The sequence below is a fragment of the Agrobacterium sp. 22-226-1 genome (assembly GCF_053522345.1).
Window position 1 is genome coordinate 57856 of sequence record NZ_JBNWCP010000006.1, and the last position, 17428, is coordinate 75283.

Annotated in this window: 17 protein-coding genes; 13 read left to right on the forward strand and 4 right to left on the reverse strand. The window is 61.7% G+C overall.

The genetic code is table 11. The annotated features are described in order from the left end of the window. Window positions 1–50: 50 nt before the first annotated feature. A complete protein-coding gene (locus ACQZ5K_RS12170) occupies window positions 51–1469 on the forward strand; it encodes a helix-turn-helix domain-containing protein (protein WP_174057952.1) in 1419 nt (472 codons plus the stop codon). Window positions 1470–1475: 6 nt separating this feature from the next. Here ACQZ5K_RS12170 and ACQZ5K_RS12175 read toward each other — a convergent pair whose 3' ends face one another. After that, on the reverse strand, window positions 1476–2132 hold the full coding sequence (locus ACQZ5K_RS12175; RefSeq protein ID WP_174057953.1) for a DNA-3-methyladenine glycosylase family protein: 657 nt from the start codon (window positions 2130–2132) through the stop codon (window positions 1476–1478). Between the two features lie 38 nt (window positions 2133–2170). Between ACQZ5K_RS12175 and gluQRS the strand changes: the two genes are divergently transcribed. Beyond that, window positions 2171–3070: a tRNA glutamyl-Q(34) synthetase GluQRS gene (gene gluQRS, locus ACQZ5K_RS12180; RefSeq protein WP_174057954.1), complete on the forward strand. Its 900-nt coding sequence runs from the start codon at window positions 2171–2173 to the stop codon at window positions 3068–3070. Here the strand turns inward: gluQRS and ACQZ5K_RS12185 are convergent. Then, window positions 3038–3955, reverse strand: coding sequence for a YihY/virulence factor BrkB family protein (locus ACQZ5K_RS12185; RefSeq protein WP_174057955.1), 918 nt, complete (start codon window positions 3953–3955; stop codon window positions 3038–3040). The two genes, gluQRS and ACQZ5K_RS12185, sit on opposite strands and share 33 nt — an antisense overlap. A gap of 179 nt (window positions 3956–4134) precedes the next feature. Here ACQZ5K_RS12185 and ACQZ5K_RS12190 point away from each other — a divergent pair, with 179 nt between their 5' ends. From ACQZ5K_RS12190 to ACQZ5K_RS12220, 7 genes are all read left to right on the forward strand, one after another. Further along, window positions 4135–4968 carry an SDR family oxidoreductase gene (locus ACQZ5K_RS12190; RefSeq protein WP_174057956.1) on the forward strand — a complete coding sequence of 278 codons (834 nt, stop codon included), beginning with the start codon at window positions 4135–4137 and terminating at the stop codon, window positions 4966–4968. Between the two features lie 16 nt (window positions 4969–4984). Beyond that, window positions 4985–5182 (forward strand): twin transmembrane helix small protein, encoded by a 198-nt coding sequence (locus ACQZ5K_RS12195; RefSeq protein WP_003520830.1) that lies wholly within the window; start codon window positions 4985–4987, stop codon window positions 5180–5182. Between the two features lies 1 nt (window position 5183). After that, the gene (locus ACQZ5K_RS12200; RefSeq protein WP_020813416.1) at window positions 5184–5762 is read left to right on the forward strand and encodes a cob(I)yrinic acid a,c-diamide adenosyltransferase; all 579 of its coding nucleotides are present in this window, start codon (window positions 5184–5186) and stop codon (window positions 5760–5762) included. Between the two features lie 32 nt (window positions 5763–5794). Beyond that, entirely contained in the window at window positions 5795–6568 is a 774-nt protein-coding gene (locus ACQZ5K_RS12205; RefSeq protein WP_174057957.1) for a rhomboid family intramembrane serine protease, read from the forward strand. A gap of 184 nt (window positions 6569–6752) precedes the next feature. Continuing rightward, window positions 6753–7499 (forward strand): electron transfer flavoprotein subunit beta/FixA family protein, encoded by a 747-nt coding sequence (locus ACQZ5K_RS12210; RefSeq protein ID WP_003520827.1) that lies wholly within the window; start codon window positions 6753–6755, stop codon window positions 7497–7499. A 25-nt stretch (window positions 7500–7524) separates the two neighbouring features. After that, entirely contained in the window at window positions 7525–8466 is a 942-nt protein-coding gene (locus ACQZ5K_RS12215; protein WP_448740464.1) for an electron transfer flavoprotein subunit alpha/FixB family protein, read from the forward strand. Between the two features lie 116 nt (window positions 8467–8582). Then, window positions 8583–9464 (forward strand): 3-hydroxybutyryl-CoA dehydrogenase, encoded by an 882-nt coding sequence (locus tag ACQZ5K_RS12220; RefSeq protein WP_003523331.1) that lies wholly within the window; start codon window positions 8583–8585, stop codon window positions 9462–9464. An 18-nt stretch (window positions 9465–9482) separates the two neighbouring features. Here ACQZ5K_RS12220 and ACQZ5K_RS12225 read toward each other — a convergent pair whose 3' ends face one another. Both ACQZ5K_RS12225 and tlpA read right to left on the reverse strand, forming a co-directional pair. Continuing rightward, the gene (locus tag ACQZ5K_RS12225; protein ID WP_174057963.1) at window positions 9483–10730 is read right to left on the reverse strand and encodes an MgtC/SapB family protein; all 1248 of its coding nucleotides are present in this window, start codon (window positions 10728–10730) and stop codon (window positions 9483–9485) included. Window positions 10731–10866: 136 nt separating this feature from the next. After that, a complete protein-coding gene (tlpA, locus tag ACQZ5K_RS12230) occupies window positions 10867–11535 on the reverse strand; it encodes a thiol:disulfide interchange protein TlpA (RefSeq protein ID WP_174057964.1) in 669 nt (222 codons plus the stop codon). A gap of 24 nt (window positions 11536–11559) precedes the next feature. Here tlpA and argH point away from each other — a divergent pair, with 24 nt between their 5' ends. The 4 genes from argH (at window position 11560) to ACQZ5K_RS12250 (ending at window position 17409) form a co-directional block, all read left to right on the forward strand. After that, complete coding sequence (gene argH / locus ACQZ5K_RS12235) at window positions 11560–12960, forward strand: argininosuccinate lyase (protein WP_174057965.1); 1401 nt, start codon at window positions 11560–11562, stop codon at window positions 12958–12960. A 94-nt stretch (window positions 12961–13054) separates the two neighbouring features. Continuing rightward, window positions 13055–13258, forward strand: a complete 204-nt coding sequence (gene lptM, locus ACQZ5K_RS12240) for an LPS translocon maturation chaperone LptM (RefSeq protein WP_003497438.1) — start codon at window positions 13055–13057, stop codon at window positions 13256–13258. A gap of 13 nt (window positions 13259–13271) precedes the next feature. Then, window positions 13272–14540, forward strand: a complete 1269-nt coding sequence (gene lysA, locus ACQZ5K_RS12245; RefSeq protein WP_174057966.1) for a diaminopimelate decarboxylase — start codon at window positions 13272–13274, stop codon at window positions 14538–14540. 178 nt (window positions 14541–14718) lie between these two features. After that, window positions 14719–17409, forward strand: coding sequence for a TIGR02302 family protein (locus tag ACQZ5K_RS12250; protein WP_174057967.1), 2691 nt, complete (start codon window positions 14719–14721; stop codon window positions 17407–17409). Window positions 17410–17428: the final 19 nt, after the last annotated feature.

The following is a 17428-nucleotide window of genomic DNA, read 5'->3' on the forward strand; positions in this document are numbered from 1 at the left end:
CGTATGCGTGCCATAAATATTTGCAATGTTTAATTTTGCAAAGTTGCAACATGGCGACGGAAAAACTCTTCATCGGCCGCAAAGTTCGCGGCCTTCGCGAAAACGTCCGCGCCACGCAGGCGCAATTTGCTGAACGGCTTGGCATTTCCGCGAGCTACCTGAACCAGATCGAGAATAACCAGCGCCCGGTTTCGGCCAGCGTTCTGGTGACGCTGGTGGAAAAATTCCAGCTCGACATGGCGGAACTGGCGACCGGTGAAAGCGACCGGCTGGTTTCCGCCGTGCGCGAGGCGCTGAAAGACCCGCTGTTCCTGAACTACGAGCCGGGGCTTCAGGAGTTGAAGCTGATTGCCCAGAACGCGCCGGGTTTTGCCCATGCACTGCTGCGCGCCCATCAGGCCTATCGCCAGAACAGCGAGCAGCTGGTGCAGCTGGATGACCGGCTGGGCCGCGGCACCGCACAGGTGGAAAGAACCCCCTATGAGGAGGTGCGCGACTTCTTCCACTTCGTCGACAATTACGTCGCCGAGATCGATCTTCTGGCCGAGGAGCTGGCGGAAGAACTGGAGATAGAAGGCGGCGAGACCTATGGCATTCTGGCGGCGCATCTGAAGAGCCGCTACGGCATCCATATCACCCGAACCGAGGCGGCCGGCGGTCTGATCCGGCACTTCGATCCTGCCGGCAAGACGCTCGCCCTCAGCTCCTATATGGCCGCGCCTACCCGCTGTTTTCAGCTTGCATTGCAGATCGCCCAGCTTCACGCCGGCCCAACCGTGGACAGGGTGCTGGCGGGCGCCGGTTTCCGCAATGCGGAAGCTGCGGAAATCTGTCGTATCGGGCTGCACAATTATTTCGCCGCAGCCCTCATCCTGCCCTATGGCCGCTTTCACCGGGCGGCGCAGGAACTGCGCCACGATCTCGAGCTTCTCGCCGTTCGTTTCGGCGCGAGCCTTGAGCAGGTGGCCCACCGGCTGAGCACCTTGCAACGGCCGGGCATAAAAGGCGTGCCGATCTTTTTCGCCAAGATCGACCGCGCCGGCAACATCACCAAACGCCACAGCGCCACGCGGCTGCAATTTGCCCGTTTCGGCGCGGCCTGTCCGCTGTGGAATATCCACCAGGCCTTCGAAAGCTCCGACAGGATCGTGCGGCAGCTGGCGGAAACGCCTGACGGCGTGCGCTATCTTTCCATTGCCACCCAGATCGAAAAGGCCGGCGCCGGGTTCAACACGGAGAGACCGCGTTATGCCATCGCGCTCGGCTGCGAAATTTCCCATGCGCAGAATTTCGTTTATGCCGATACGCTCGATCTCGGCAATGCGGCCTCCTTCAAACCCATCGGCATTTCCTGTCGGGTCTGCGAGAGGGTGGATTGCGTGCAGCGCGCCGTGCCGCCGCTGAAACGCAGGCTGCATTTCGATCATCTTTCGCGCGGAGCCCTGCCCTACAGTATCGCCGATTTTTAACCCCGCTCAGGGCAGAGGCACCATGGCGCGCCGCATGATATTGGCATAGTAGCCCCAGAAAAGCCGCGCGGCCACGGAGCGCCATGGCGACCAGATTGTCGCCCGCTCCGCCAGCCACTTCGCTTCCGGCCTCACCTCCAGGGCAAGCGCATGCGCCACCGCGGATCTCAGCGCCACATCGCCGACCGGAAAAATATCCGGATGCCCGCCGCAGAACATCAGATACACCTCCGCCGTCCACGGGCCGATACCGCGAAGCGCAACCAGCTCGGAAAGGGCTGCGCGCGCCTCCTTGCGCACCACGCCGTCAAGATCGATCTGCCCTTCCGTGACGGCGCGCGCCAGCCCTTCCAGCGTCGTCGCCTTGGCCCGGGAAAGGCCGAAGGTGGCGCGCAATTCCTCCGATGCGCCGAGATAATTTTCCGCCGTGACCGCGCCGCCGGTGCCGGCAAGGATACGCGCCCATATGGCATTGGCGCTGGCGCGCGACACCATTTGCGAGACGACGATATGGGCAAGGCCGGAAAAGCCGGGCTCGTGAATGCGCAGTTCCAGCGGACCGGCTTTTTCGATGACGAGGCCGAGAGCCGGATCGAGGTGGGGGAGATGCTCCAGCCCTTCGCTGATGTCATCAATCCCGGTAATGATTTTCATGTCCGTCATTCCATATACCGCCAGCCGCTGGCGGGGTGCTTTAAAACATGGCAGAAGAAACCATGCCTTCGCCTCTCCGTCAAAAACCGGTTTACCGTTTCGCACCGAGCCCTAATGGCCTGCTGCATCTCGGCCACGCGCTTTCCGCCTTCCTGAACCATGATATGGCGCGAGACAATGACGGCCGCTTTCTGCTGCGCATCGAGGATATCGACCAGACACGCTGCACCCCGGAGCTGGAACGGGCAATCTATGACGATCTTGGCTGGCTGGGTCTCGACTGGGAGAAGCCGGTGCGGCGGCAATCGGAGCATTTCGAAGAGTACCGCGTGGCGCTGGACAGGCTGATCGAGGCAGGACTCGCTTACCCTGCCTTTCTGAGCCGTGGAGAAACCAAGGCAATCGTTCGTACTTTCGAGGCGGAGGGAGGGTTGTGGCCCCGCGATCCCGATGGCGCGCCGCGTTACCCGGCCATCGACCGGGAGAGGCCAAGGGCGGAGCGGGATGCGCTGCTCGCCTCTGGCCGTCCGCACGCCTGGCGGCTCGATATGGAAAAGGCGATCCGTGCCGCCGGCAGCCCCCTGTTCTGGCAGGAAAGCGGCGATGGCGAAGCGGGGCAGATCGAGGCCCTGCCCGCGCTTTGGGGCGATGTGGTGCTGTCGCGTTCCGACGCGCCTTCGAGCTATCATCTTTCCGTTGTGGTGGATGATGCGCTGCAGGGCATAACCCATGTGGTGCGCGGCATGGATCTCTATCACGCCACCGCCATTCACCGGCTGTTGCAACACTTGCTGGACCTGCCGCAACCGGCCTATCACCATCACCGGCTGATCTTGGGTGCAGACGGCCGCAAGCTCTCGAAAAGCGAAGGCAGCACCGGGCTTTCCGCCCTTCGTTCGGAAGGTGCTACGCCCTCAGATATCCGCCGGCTTGTCGGGCTCCTCTAGAACCTGCTCGCGGCGCGCGCTGTTGCCGCCGATATTGCGGCGGATGATCTGGCGGACCTTGTATTTCATCAGCGCGGCATTCACCTCAGCCCCCAGCATGAAGATGACGCCGACCATATAAAGAAACACCAGCACCACCATCACCGAGGCGAGACCGGCATAGGTGGCGGCATAATTGGCGAAGGTGGAGAGATAATAGGCGAAGATCGCCGCACCGATGACCCAGAAGATCATCGTCAGCAGAATACCCGGCCAGACATCCCAGATGCGGCGCTTGCCGGCCGGAAGCCACAGATGCGCCGCTACCAGCCCCGCCGTCAGCACGACGATGGTGCCATAAAGGCCGAGGCTGGAGATGGTGTTCAGCACATCCGTCAGCCACGGAAACCGCTGCTCGGCAAAAGATGTGGCGACCGGCACGGCAACCAGCACGATGCTGATGCAGGCAAAGACCACGACGGCGATCAGCACATAAAGCAGGCTGAGCAGGCGGGTGACATACCACCAGCGCGTCTCGGTGACTCGATAGGCGCGGTTCAACGAAATGCGCAGCGCTTCCACACCATTGGACGCAAAATAGGCGGCCGCCAGCACCGAAATCGTCAGCAGCCCGCCGCGCGGAATGGTCAGTACCTGCTGCACCTGCGCCGCCAGCGGCCCCGCAATCGCCTCCGGCCAGGTGTCGAAAATCAGATGCACCGCCGTTTCGGAAAACTGATCCGCCCCCAGAAAACCGGCGAGAGCCGTGCCGAAGATCAGAAACGGAAACAGGGCCAGCAGAATGGACAGCGCCATATGGCTCGCCATCGCCCAGCCGTCATCCTCGGCGAAATGGGAATAGGCATCGAAGGCAACCTTGCCTGCCAGGCGCACTGCGGCAACCATGTCACCTCCATTCATCGGCATTTCATTTGTAACTTCGAGCCGAATATGGGAAATCAGCTTCGCTTTGTACAGCGCGCAAGCTGGCCTTTCGGTTCCAGAAGGGCACGGATTTTGCGCGATCGGATTTTAACGGGCCGGGTAATCGGGCCAGAGCAACAGTCGGTTTCCCGGAGCGGCAAATGTCTGAAAAACCCGTCATCATCATCACCGGATGTTCCTCGGGCATCGGCGCCCATTGCGCCGGCGCGCTCCACCGGGACGGCTGGCGGGTTTTCGCCACCGTGCGGCGCATCGCCGACATGGCCGCACTCGAAAATCAGGGCATCGAGACCCTGATCATGGATTACACCAAGCCGGAAACCATCGCCGCGCTGGTGGACACCGTCGCAGCCCGGACCGGCGGCCGTATCGATGCGCTTTTCAACAACGGCGCCTATGGCCAGCCGGGCGCGGTGGAGGATTTGCCTGTCGAGGCGCTGCGGGCACAGTTCGAAACCAATGTCTTCGGCTGGCACGATCTGACGCGGCGGGTCATTCCTTTCATGCGCGCCCGGCGTGCGGGGCGCATCGTGCATTGCTCCTCCATCCTCGGCCTTGTGCCTTATCGCTATCGCGGCGCTTACACCGCCTCGAAATTCGCCCTCGAGGGGCTGGGCGTCACGCTGCGCATGGAGCTTCAGGGCAGCGGCATCCATGTCAGCCTGATCGAACCGGGGCCAATCACCTCCAAATTCACCGCAACGGCGCTTGCCCATATCAACGAGCACATCGATCTCGAAAATTCCGCCCATGCGGCGGAATATAAACGCCAGCTGGCGCGTATGGATGGTTCCGGCCCTGTCAACCGCCACAAGCTCGGCCCGGACGCCGTTTATGCCGTGTTGAAACATGCCCTGACCGCCAAAAGGCCGAAACCTCATTATCCCGTTACCGTGCCGGCCAAACAGGGGCTTGTGCTGAAACGGCTCTTGCCTGCCGGACTTTTCTATCGTCTGCTGCGCAGATTCGATTGAGGAGGAGTAATACCGCATGTCCGGCTTCACCACCGTTCTGGCCCTTATCGTCATGGGCCTCGTCGTCATCGTGCTGATACGCGGCCTCTTCAACATGCTGAAGGGACAGGACGCCAACCGCTCCAACAAGCTGATGCAGCTTCGCCTGCTTTTGCAGGCTGTGGCGATTGTGCTGATCATGTTCACCCTCTGGCTCACCGGCGGTGGCCGCTGACATGGTGAAGCTGAACAAGATCTACACCCGTACCGGCGACAAGGGCACCACGGCGTTGGTTTCCGGCCCGCGCCGCCTGAAGCACGATCTTCGCGTCGAGGCCTATGGCACGGTGGACGAGACCAATTCGGCCATCGGCGTCGCGCGGCTTCATACGGGTGGGATGGAAAAGCTGGATGCCATGCTTTTCCGCATCCAGAACGATCTTTTCGATCTCGGCGCCGATCTCGCCACGCCGGACAGCGGCGAACCGCTTTCTTACGAGCCGCTGCGCATCGTCGAAAGCCAGGTCACGCGGCTGGAAAACGAAATCGACGATCTCAATGCCGCCCTTGAACCGCTCACCTCTTTCGTGCTGCCGGGCGGCAGTGCGGCGGCGGCCAGCCTGCATATGGCGCGCACCGTCTGCCGGCGCGCGGAAAGACTGATGGTGGAACTTTCCGTCACTGAGAATGAGATCGTCAGCCCGGCAGCGCTGAAATATGCCAACCGCCTGTCCGACTTCCTGTTCGTTGCCGCCCGCTTCGCCAATGATGCGGGCAAGGCCGATATATTGTGGGTTCCCGGCAAGAACCGCTAAAGCGTTTCAATGACGCAACCAAAGGGCGTTCGATGTTCATACCGCTGCACGATGCGAATTCCCTCAAACATATCCGGCTGCAATATGTCACCATCGGCCTGATCGTGGTCAATGTGCTGGTCTGGCTGTTTACCGGGGTGCTGGCCAGCGATACTGAGGCCAATGCCGCAGCCCTCGGCCTCGGTTTCATTCCGGCAGTGGTGTTCGACTACGCCTATCTGGAACCCGCCCTGCAGGTCGTGCCCGATGACCTGACCGTCGTCACCTATGCTTTCCTGCATCTGGATTTTTGGCATCTGGCCGGCAACATGCTGTTTCTCTGGGTCTTCGGCGACAATGTCGAGGATGCGCTCGGCCATTTCCGTTTCCTGATCTTCTACATCGCCTGCGCCATCGCCGGCGCGCTGTTTCACGGTTTCGTCGCCCCCACCTCGGATGGGCCGCTGATCGGCGCTTCGGGTGCGGTTTCCGGCGTCGTCGCGGCCTATTTCCTGCTGCATCCCAGGGTGCGCGTCTGGGTGCTGGTTCTCATGCGCATTCCGCTTCCTTTGCCCGCCTTCATTCCGCTGGCGCTGTGGATCGGCCAGCAGTTCCTGATGCTGGCGCTCGGGCTCGAAGAAAACGTTTCCTGGGGCGCGCATGTGGGTGGCATCATGGCGGGCGCAATCATGGTGATCTTCATGCGCAGGCGGGGCGTTCCCCTGTTTGACCGCACCATTGTTCCGCCGAGGGCGGCACAGTTCAAGAATCCGTCGCAAACGGCGGGGTTGTCGCAAATCGAACGGGGCTATGACGGGAGCAGATGAGCTCTTGCGAAAGAGATAGAGTATTTACGTGAACGTCAACGTAAGATATGCCTTACGTGCATGTGATAATGAAGATTGCTCCGTTGTAATTGCGGGAAAAATGCTTATCCATGTCGCCAACCTGTTTTTGGAGGTCCGCGCGGTCAACTGGCCAAAGCGGACAGGAGTTTGAGGAAAGCCGCCGATGAAGATCCTTGTCCCCGTCAAACGAGTCGTCGATTACAACGTGAAGATCCGGGTAAAATCGGATGGTTCAGGCGTTGAGCTTGCGAATGTGAAGATGTCGATGAACCCGTTCGACGAAATTTCGGTGGAAGAGGCGCTGCGCCTGAAGGAAGCCGGCAAGGCCGAAGAGGTTGTGGTCGTCTCCATCGGCCCGGCCAAGGCGGAAGAAACGCTGCGCACCGCGCTCGCCATGGGCGCCGACCGCGCCATTCTGATCGAGACCGACGAAACGGTCGAGCCGCTCGCCGTCGCCAAGCTTCTGAAGGGCGTGGCGGAAGCTGAGCAGCCCGGCCTCGTCATCGTCGGCAAGCAGGCGATCGACGACGATTCGAACCAGACCGGCCAGATGCTGGCCGCCCTTCTCGGCTGGGGCCAGGGCACCTTCGCCTCCAAGGTCGTACCGTCCGACGGCAAGGTCGCAGTCACCCGTGAAGTCGATGGCGGTCTGCAGACGGTGGAGCTGAAGCTTCCCGCCGTCGTCACCACCGATCTTCGTCTCAATGAGCCGCGTTATGCATCGCTGCCGAACATCATGAAGGCGAAGAAGAAGCCGCTCGACAAAAAGGCGCCGGCCGATTTCGGCGTCGACGTTTCACCGCGCCTGAAGGTGCTGAAGACCGAAGAGCCGGCGGGCCGCAAGGCCGGCATCAAGGTCGGCTCGGTTGCCGAACTGGTCGAAAAGCTCAAAGCCGACGGCGTCCTCTAAGGTTTCGGAAAAGGGAGATATTCTCATGGCCATTCTTCTTCTGGCAGAACACGACAACGCAACCCTTTCCGACCTGACGGGCAAGACGCTGACGGCGGCAACGCAGATTGCCAAGGGGACGGGAAGTGACGTCCATGTGCTGGTCGCCGGTTCCGGCGCCAAGGGCGCAGCTGACGCAGCAGCGAAACTCTCCGGCGTATCCAAGGTGCTGCTCGCCGACGACGCCTCCTATGCCAATGCGCTGGCAGAACCGCTGGCGGCGCTGATCGTTTCGCTCGCGCCTTCTTATGACGTCATCATCGCGCCGGCCACCGCCTCGGCCAAGAACGTGACGCCGCGCGTTGCGGCGCTTCTCGATGTTGCGCAGGTCTCGGAAATCATCGAGGTCGTCAGCCCTGACACCTTCAAGCGGCCGATCTATGCCGGCAACGCCATCCAGACGGTGCAGGCGACCGATGCGAAGAAGGTGATCACCGTGCGTCCGACCGCCTTTGCGGCCGCGGCCGAAGGTGGTTCGGCAGCGGTTGAAACCATCGGCGCTGCTGCAAACCCCGGCCTTTCCAGCTTCGTCTCCGATGCACTGGCGTCGTCCGACCGTCCGGAACTGACATCGGCCAAGATCATCATCTCGGGTGGCCGCGCGCTCGGTTCGTCGGAGAAGTTCAAGGAAGTGATCCTTCCCGTCGCCGACAAGCTGGGTGCCGCCGTTGGCGCCAGCCGTGCGGCCGTCGATGCCGGTTATGCCCCGAACGACTGGCAGGTGGGCCAGACCGGCAAGGTGGTTGCGCCGCAGCTTTACATCGCCGCCGGCATTTCCGGCGCCATCCAGCATCTGGCCGGCATGAAGGATTCGAAGGTCATCGTCGCCATCAACAAGGACGAGGAAGCGCCGATCTTCCAGGTGGCAGACTACGGCCTCGTCGCAGACCTGTTCGAGGCGCTGCCCGAACTCGAAAAATCGCTGTAATTTAAGCATAAATTGGAGGCGGCGCGTTTTTTAAACGCGCCGCCTTCTCTTTTTCGGCGATATGCGTAACATCGCCGGCAATAACACAGACAAAATCCCTGAGAGGAGACCAGCCTATGACCGCCCCCTTTAAGAACATCGGTGTCATTGGAGCCGGTCAAATGGGATGCGGCATTGCGCATGTCTCCGCCATTGCCGGCTACAAGGTCCATATCTACGATCTTTCCAAGGAAGGCATCGAGGCCGGTCTTGCCACGATCAACGGCAATCTCGCCCGCCAGGTCACCAACGGCAAGCTATCGGACGACGCCCGCAAGCAGGCGCTGGCGCTGATTAGCGGTTCGACCGACATCAACGATCTGGCGGCCATGGACCTCGTCATCGAGGCCGCGACGGAAAACGAGGAGATCAAGCGCAAGATTTATGCGCAGGTCTGCCCGATTCTGAAGCCCGAAGCGCTGCTCGCCACCAACACCTCGTCGCTCTCCATCACCCGCCTTGCATCCGCCACCGACCGTCCCGAACAGTTCATGGGCATCCACTTCATGAATCCGGTGCCAGTCATGAAGCTGGTGGAACTGGTGCGCGGCATCGCCACCAACGAAAAGACCTTCGACGCGGCGAAGGACTATGTGCGGACGCTGGAAAAGGCGATCACCGTTGCCGAGGATTTCCCGGCCTTCATCGTCAACCGCATCCTGCTGCCGATGATCAACGAGGCGATCTATACGCTTTATGAAGGCGTCGGCTCGGTGGAAGCCATCGACACCGCCATGCGGCTCGGCGCCAACCACCCGATGGGACCGCTGCAGCTTGCCGATTTCATCGGTCTCGACACCTGTTTGTCGATCATGCAGGTGCTGCATGACGGCCTCTCCGACAGCAAGTATCGCCCCTGCCCGCTGCTGGTCAAATATGTCGAGGCCGGCTGGCTCGGCCGCAAATCCGGCCGCGGCTTCTACGACTATCGCGGCGAGACGCCGGTTCCGACGCGCTGATCCCCTTCACCTGAACCCTCAGGCGATGAGCAGGTAAATGATCGATCCGACGCCGGCGGCGACGACGGATGCAGCCGTGAGCAACCCGCAATAAACGAGCGTTCCGGAAACGGCGGCGACGAATACGCGCCCTACCGCGTTGGCGGCGAGTGCAGCGAGGATAGCGCTCGCCACGATATCCGGCGACAGATTTTGTGCGCTGGTTCGCAACGCACTGAGAACGGCGACATCGGCATCGAATATGGCCGACAAGGCCGTGAGGGCGATGAAACCGCCCGCGCCGATCCAGACGAGAAGAACGGCATTCAGCGTTCTCGTCGCGGCAAAGAGCGTGGCGAAGATGGCAAGCGGCACCAGTTCGAACGGGTTCTTTGCGTCGATTTCCTGTCCGGGCTGCATGTCCTGCAGCCTTATCAGGCCAGCGCCGCTCAACCCGAGAACCAGTGCAGCGGCCAGTACGGCCGGTGCGATAAGGGAAAATGTCGTCAGCGAAAGGGCAAGAACGATAACGAGGACCCTAAGCAGCGATACCGCCGCGGCCAGCGCCGCCACACCGGCCAGAGGCCACACGTTTTCACCGCTTTTCGCCTTCTGCCCGAAGCTGGCGGTTACGGCGGTCGATGAAACGAGGGCGCCCGCCAGCCCGGTCACCAGCAGGCCACGGGTTGAGCCAAGGAGGCGCACGGCAATATAACCGCAATAGGAAATCGTGGCGCTGATCACGGTGAACAGCCATATTTCCCAGGGGTTGAAGCCGCCCCACGGATCGATCGTCCGGTTTGGAAGGATCGACAGGCCAACGGCGGTCATCACGGCAAGCACCAGCGCGGAGCGAAGTTCGATCCATGTCAGCCGTTTCAGCAGGCGGTGGAGAACTTCCCTGCCAGCGAGCAATGCCGCAAGGGCAGCACCACCAGCCGCCGCCGCCTGATATTGCGCCGTTACCGCAAGCCCGCCAAGGGCAAAGACGCAGAGCGCCGCAACCACGCCAGTGACACTGAAATCATTGTCATGGCGCGCCTCGCGCAGCTTGAACCATGAAAAACTGAATGCGAACCCCAGAAAACCCGCCGCGAAGGCGAAGGCGCTGTTCTGCTCGGCGGCCAATACGCCGAAGACGCCACCCAGCAGGCCGGCAATGCCGTAGGTCCTGATCCCGACGGTGCGGCTGCCCGCCGGCGCATCGCGCTCCCGCCAACCGCGCTCAAGACCGACAAGCAGGCCGATAGCGAGGACAAGACCAAGCCGGGGAATAAGCAACTCCATATCGGCACCCATTCATGGCGGAAGCCAGGATCATTATACGAGGCGGGCACTGGCTTGTCTGCACCAGCCCGTCCGCTGGAAAGGCCGGCTCTGAAGGCGGTTGCGGCCTACAGCCCTCAATATCCAGCCGCCGGCATCATTTTCCGGTGGCAGCGGTCACCAGCGCCTTGGCATCCTCGCTGTCCCACGCCGCCGGGCCGTTCATGGCCGCAAGCAGGCAGCCGTTTTCATCCAGCAGCAGGGTTGCCGGCAGGCCGAAAGCGAGACCCTCCTTTTTCAGCACGTTGAAGACGCCCATGGAACTGTCGCGGTAGTGCTTCAGGGCATCGATCCTGTATTCATCCATGAAGGCTTTCGGTTTTTCATCCGCGCCGGTATCGATATTGACGGCCACGACCTCGAAAGCGTTGCCGCCCTTTTCCTTTTCAAGCGCGTTCAGCGCCGGCATCTCTTCGCGGCAGGGCACGCACCATGTGGCCCAGAGGTTGAGCAGAACCGCCTTGCCCTTGAGATCGGCAAGCGTCATGTCCTGCGCCTGCGGCCCCTTGAAGGAGAGAGGAATGATGCGCGGCGTGTCCGTGGCCGACATGGCCGCCACCTGCCCCTTCAGAAACGGCTTCAGCGAGGCGATGCGGTTCGCCGCCCCCTCACATAAACCGGCGTCAGTCACCGCTGCCCCTTGAACCGGGCTCTCAGACCCAATATGCCTGAACCAGACCGCGCCCGCGCCGCTTAAGACACCGGCAACGGCAGCAATTGCAACCAACTTGGCGGAAGGAAGCCTGAACGGCCTTTTTTCTGTCATCGAATACTCCAGGGCACTGCGAACATGGCTGACGGCACAGATCAGAAATCCTCCAACCAGATGTGGGGCGGGCGTTTCGCTTCCGGGCCATCTGCCATCATGGAAGAGATAAATGCCTCCATCGGCTTCGACAAGAAGCTTTACGCCCAGGACATCCGCGGCTCTATGGCGCATGCCGCCATGCTGGCATCTAAAGGCATTATTTCGCCGGAAGATAAAGACAAGATCACCGATGGCCTGAACACGATCCTGTCAGAGATCGAATCCGGCAGCTTCGAATTCTCGCGCAAGCTCGAAGACATTCACATGAACATCGAAGCGCGGCTTGCAACGCTGATCGGCACGGCAGCCGGTCGCCTGCACACCGCCCGCTCGCGCAACGACCAGGTGGCGCTCGATTTCCGCCTGTGGGTCAAGGAAGAATTGCAGAAGACCGAGGGCATGCTGACCGCCCTCATCGCCGCCTTCCTAGATCGCGCCGAAGAAAATGCCGATACGGTTATGCCTGGCTTCACCCATTTGCAGACAGCGCAGCCGGTGACCTTCGGCCATCATTGCATGGCCTATGTGGAAATGTTCGGCCGTGACCGCGCCCGCGTGCGCCACGCCATCGAGCACATGGACGAAAGCCCGATCGGCGCCGCTGCCCTTGCCGGCACCGGCTATCCCATCGACCGCCACATGACGGCGAAGGCGCTCGGCTTCCGCGAGCCGACCCGCAATTCCATCGATACCGTCTCCGACCGCGATTTCGCGCTGGAATTCCTGTCTATCGCTTCCATCTGCGCCACGCATCTGTCGCGCCTCGCGGAAGAAATCGTCATCTGGTCGACGCCGCAATTCGGCTTCATCCGCCTGTCGGATGCCTTCTCCACCGGCTCCTCGATCATGCCGCAGAAGAAGAACCCGGACGCCGCCGAGCTGGTGCGCGCCAAGACCGGCCGCATCAACGGCTCGCTGATCGCCCTTTTGACAGTGATGAAGGGCCTGCCGCTCGCCTATTCCAAGGACATGCAGGAAGACAAGGAACAGGTTTTCGACGCCGCCGAGAGCCTGGAACTGGCGATTGCCGCCATGACCGGCATGATCCGCGACCTTGAAGTTCGCAAGGACCGCATGCGCGCCGCCGCCGGTTCGGGCTATTCCACCGCCACCGACCTTGCCGACTGGCTGGTGCGCGAAGCGGGCCTGCCCTTCCGCGATGCCCACCATGTGACCGGCAATGCCGTGGCGCTGGCGGAAAAGAAGGGCTGCGATCTCGCCGATCTTTCGCTTGAGGAATTGCAGGCCATCCATCCCGGCATCACCAAGGGCGTTTTCGACGTTCTGTCCGTCGAGGCATCGGTTGCCAGCCGCGTGAGCTTCGGCGGCACAGCCCCTTCGGAAGTGAAGAAGCAGATCGCCTGGTGGCGCGGACGCAACTGATAAAATCGCGTTACGCTGCGATCACAAGAAACAGGGTGCACAAGCGCCCTGTTTTTCGTTATCAGAGAGGCACATATTTCCTTTGGACAGGCCCATGCTTTCAAAAACCGCGCGCAAACTTATCGTTCCCATCGGCATGACGCTCGCCGTCAGCCTTGTTCTCAGCGCCTGTGGGCGTAAGGGCGACATCGACCCGCCGAGCACGCCGGTCGAAATGCGCAACAAGCGCAATGCCGACGGAACGGAGACAAAGCCGGCGACGGCGGAACGGCCGTTCATTCTCGACAAGCTTCTCTGACGGATAAAAGCCTGTGAACCATTTTGGCTATATCGACGGCGTGCTGCACGCCGAAAACGTGCCCGTGCCCGAGATCGCCAAGGCGGTCGGCACGCCATTCTACGTCTATTCGACTGCGACGCTGGAGCGCCATTACAAGGTGTTTTCCGGCGCCTTTGCGGATGTGGACGCCATGGTCTGTTACGCCATGAAGGCCAATTCCAACCAGGCGGTTTTGAAGACTCTGGCAAAGCTCGGCGCGGGCATCGACGTCGTCTCGGGCGGCGAATTGCGCCGTGCGCTTGCAGCCGGCGTTCCGGCAAGCCGCATCATGTTTTCCGGCGTCGGCAAGACGGTTGCGGAAATGGATTATGCGCTGGAAGCCGGCATCTACTGTTTCAACATCGAATCCGAGCCGGAACTGGAAGTCCTCAACCTGCGCGCCGTGAAAGTGGGCAAGCGGGCGCATGTCTCCTTCCGCATCAATCCGGATGTGGATGCGCGCACCCACGCCAAGATTTCCACCGGCAAGAAAGAAAACAAGTTCGGCATTTCCTATGAGCGCGCCCGCGCGGTCTATGCCCATGCCGCCACCCTGCCCGGCATCGAAGTGACCGGCATCGACATGCATATCGGCAGCCAGATCACCGAATTGCAGCCTTTCGAGGATGCCTTCCGGCTGCTGCGCGAGCTTGTCGAGGCGCTGCGCACCGACGGACACACGATCAGCCACGTCGATATTGGCGGCGGTCTCGGCATCCCCTATCGCGAGGACAATAATCCGCCGCCGCTGCCGGATGCCTATGCGCATATCGTCAAGAATGAGCTGAAGAGCCTCAACTGCAAGATCGTCACCGAGCCGGGCCGCCTGATCGTCGGCAATGCCGGCATTCTGGTGACGGAAGTGATCTATGTGAAGGATGGCGGCGAAAAGACCTTCGTGATCGTCGACGGCGCCATGAACGACCTCATCCGCCCGACGCTTTATGAGGCCTATCACGGCATCCGCCCGGTGGTGCAGCCGGCAGAGAACACGCCGCGCATCAAGGCCGATATCGTCGGCCCGGTTTGCGAGACCGGCGACTATCTGGCGCTCGACCGCGAGATGGCCGCGCCGCAGCCGGGCGATCTGATCGCCGTCAGTTCCGCAGGCGCCTATGGCGCGGTGCAGGCCGGCACCTACAACTCGCGCCTGCTGGTGCCGGAAGTGCTGGTGAAGGATGACAAGTTCCACGTGATCCGTCCGCGCGGCACCTATGAAGAGTTGATCGCGCTCGATTCCGTGCCCGCCTGGCTCGATTGATCTCGCCTGCATCACCGGTTGGCCGATCACAATCAAGCGAAGCTGCCTAAAAAATGGGGGTGAGGGCTTGGGTGCCCTCGTCTTCGCCACAAAGAATGTTATCCTTGCTCCCGTGATATGAACAGCGCGCCGTTCCGGGAATGGCGTTCGACGTGGCCAGAACCGGGAGAACGGATTGATGACCACAGCCGGAGAGGACAGGACAGGCAGAAAGCGCCCGACCGGCGCATTCGCGCAGCGGCCGGACCTTGCCCGCCGGGTTGCCGCCAAGCGCTTCTTCGCGAAAATCGTGCTGCTTTCGGAGAAAATTGCGCCGAAAATGCTCTGGCCTCTCTCCATCGCCGCCGTGTTTCTGGCGCTTGCATGGTTCGGCCTCTACCGGCAGATGCCGGATTTCCTGCGGCTCGGCGTTGTTTTCGTGCTCGTCTTCTCCTTCATCGCCACTCTCCTGCCAATCGTGCGGCAGAAATGGCCGACGGACCACGATGCATCCCGCCTGCTTGAAGATCGCAACGGTCTCGCGCACCAGCCGGTTGGCGTGCAGGAGGACGAACCGGCCTTCGATACGCCTTTTTCCCGAACGCTGTGGAAAGAGCACCAGATCCGCATGGCGGAGCGCATCGCCGCGCTGAATGCCGGCCTGCCGAAACCCGATATCGCCCGTTATGACCGTCTGGCGCTACGCGCCGTTCCCGCCCTTCTTCTCGCCGCCGCCTTCGGTTTTTCCTATTCCAACGGCGCGGGCACGATTGCCGATGCCTTCCGCAGCCGGCCGGCGGTCGGTCCGCTCAATCCCGATATCCGTCTCGATGCCTGGGTCACGCCGCCATCCTATACCGGCCGCGCGCCGATTTTCCTGACCGGACGCGACGCAACCAACCGTGACGCGGTTTCCGTGCCGCAATCCTCCAAGCTGGCGATCCGCATGACCGGCGGCGATGGCGGCGAGGAAGTGACCTTCGAGCCTGAAATGGCAGGCGCGCTGCAAAAGCTTGCGCCGGAAGCGGCGCGTGCCGACAGCGCAAGCGGCGATATCGCCGTTCAAACGCCGGTTCGTTCGGCGGATCAGCCCGTCGCGCCGCGCACTTTCGCCATGGATGTTACCGAAAGCGGCATGATTACCGCCAATGGCGAACAATGGGTGTTCAACGTCATCCCCGACCAGCCGCCCAGCATCGCCTTCGACAACATGCCGCGCCGGGCCGTTAACGGCGCGCTGGAAATCGGCTTTACCGCCAAGGACGATTATGGGCTGAAGGAAGCCCATGCCATCATCGAGCCGATTGGCGTTGCGGAAGGTGCGACCGCGCTTTACCCGCCGCCGGAATTCAAGCTCGATCTGCCGCGGCAGAACAATCGCGAGATCAAGGGCCTGACTAGCCGTAACCTGACCGAACATCCGATGGCGGGAAAACGCGTGCGCATCACGCTGGTGGCCACGGATGGCGCCGGCCAGACCGGCCGCAGCCCCGCGCATGAAATGGTGCTGCCGGGCCGCAATTTCTCCGAACCGCTGGCCGCCTCCATTGCCGAGCAGCGGCAGATATTCTCGCTTGATACGCGCCAGATGCCGAAGGCGATCGCCTATAACGAGGCGGTGGGCCTGCGCCCGGAAGAGACCATTCCCAACACCACCCATTACCTCCTGCTGCAATCGGCGCAGACCCGCATGCGGCTCGCCTATAACGAGGAGATGCTGAAGGATACGGCCGATTATCTCTGGGAAATCGCGCTCGGCATCGAGGACGGCGATCTTTCGCAGGCCGAAAGACGCCTGCGCGATGCGCAGACTGCGCTTTCCGAAGCGCTTCAGCGCAATGCTTCCGATGAGGAAATTGCCAAGCTGATGCAGGAACTGCGCGAAGCCATGCAGCAGTTCATGAGCGAGCTTGCCCAGCGCATGCAGAATGCGCCGCAGGCCAACATGAACAGCCAAGCGCAGAACGTATTGCGCCAGCGCGATCTGGAAAACATGATGAACCAGATTGAGAACCTCGCACGCTCCGGCAATCGAGATGCGGCGCAGGAAATGCTCTCGCAGCTGCAGCGCATGATGAACAATCTGCAGGCCGGCCGGCCGCAGCGTCAGGGCCAGCAGGGGCAGCAGCAGAGCAGCAAGATGCGCCAGCAGATCGACAAGCTGGGCGAAATCCTGCAGCAGCAGCAGAAGCTGATGGACGAGACCTTCAAGCTGGATCAGGCGCTGCGCGACCGCATGCAGCGCGGCAACCCGCAGCAGGGCGGTGAAGACGAACAGCAGATGGGCGAAAACGGCCAGCAACCGCAAGAAGGACAGCAGGGCCAACAGGGCGAGAACGGACAGCAAAGCGGACAGCCAAGCGACCAGATGACCGCCGAACAATTGCGCGAGGCGCTGAAAAACCTGCGGGCGCAGCAGGATGCGCTCGGCAAGCAACTCGGCGAATTGCAGCAGGGGCTGCGCGATCTCGGCATGGAACCGGGCGAAAACTTCGGCAAGGCGCAGCAGGAAATGCAAGGCGCCGGCGAGGCGCTGGGCAAGGGCCAGGGCGAGCAGGCCGTCGAAGGTCAAGGCAATGCGCTGAATGCGCTGCGACAGGGCGCGCAGGACATGATGGGCCAGATCATGCAGGCCATGCGCCAGCAGGGCCAGCAGCCGGGGCAAGGTCAGGAAGGCATGGCCGGACAGGGAGGCCAGAACGGCCGTGATCCGCTCGGCCGCCCGCGCAGCACCACCGGCCCGGATTTCGGCGATCAGGTGAAGGTGCCGGATGAAATCGACGTGCAGCGCGCCCGCGAAATCCTCGAGGCCATCCGCGAAAAGCTCGGCAACAATCCGCCCGGTGAAATCGAGCGGCGGTATCTGGAGCGGTTGCTGGATATACAGTGAGGGTTCGCACAGGTAATGG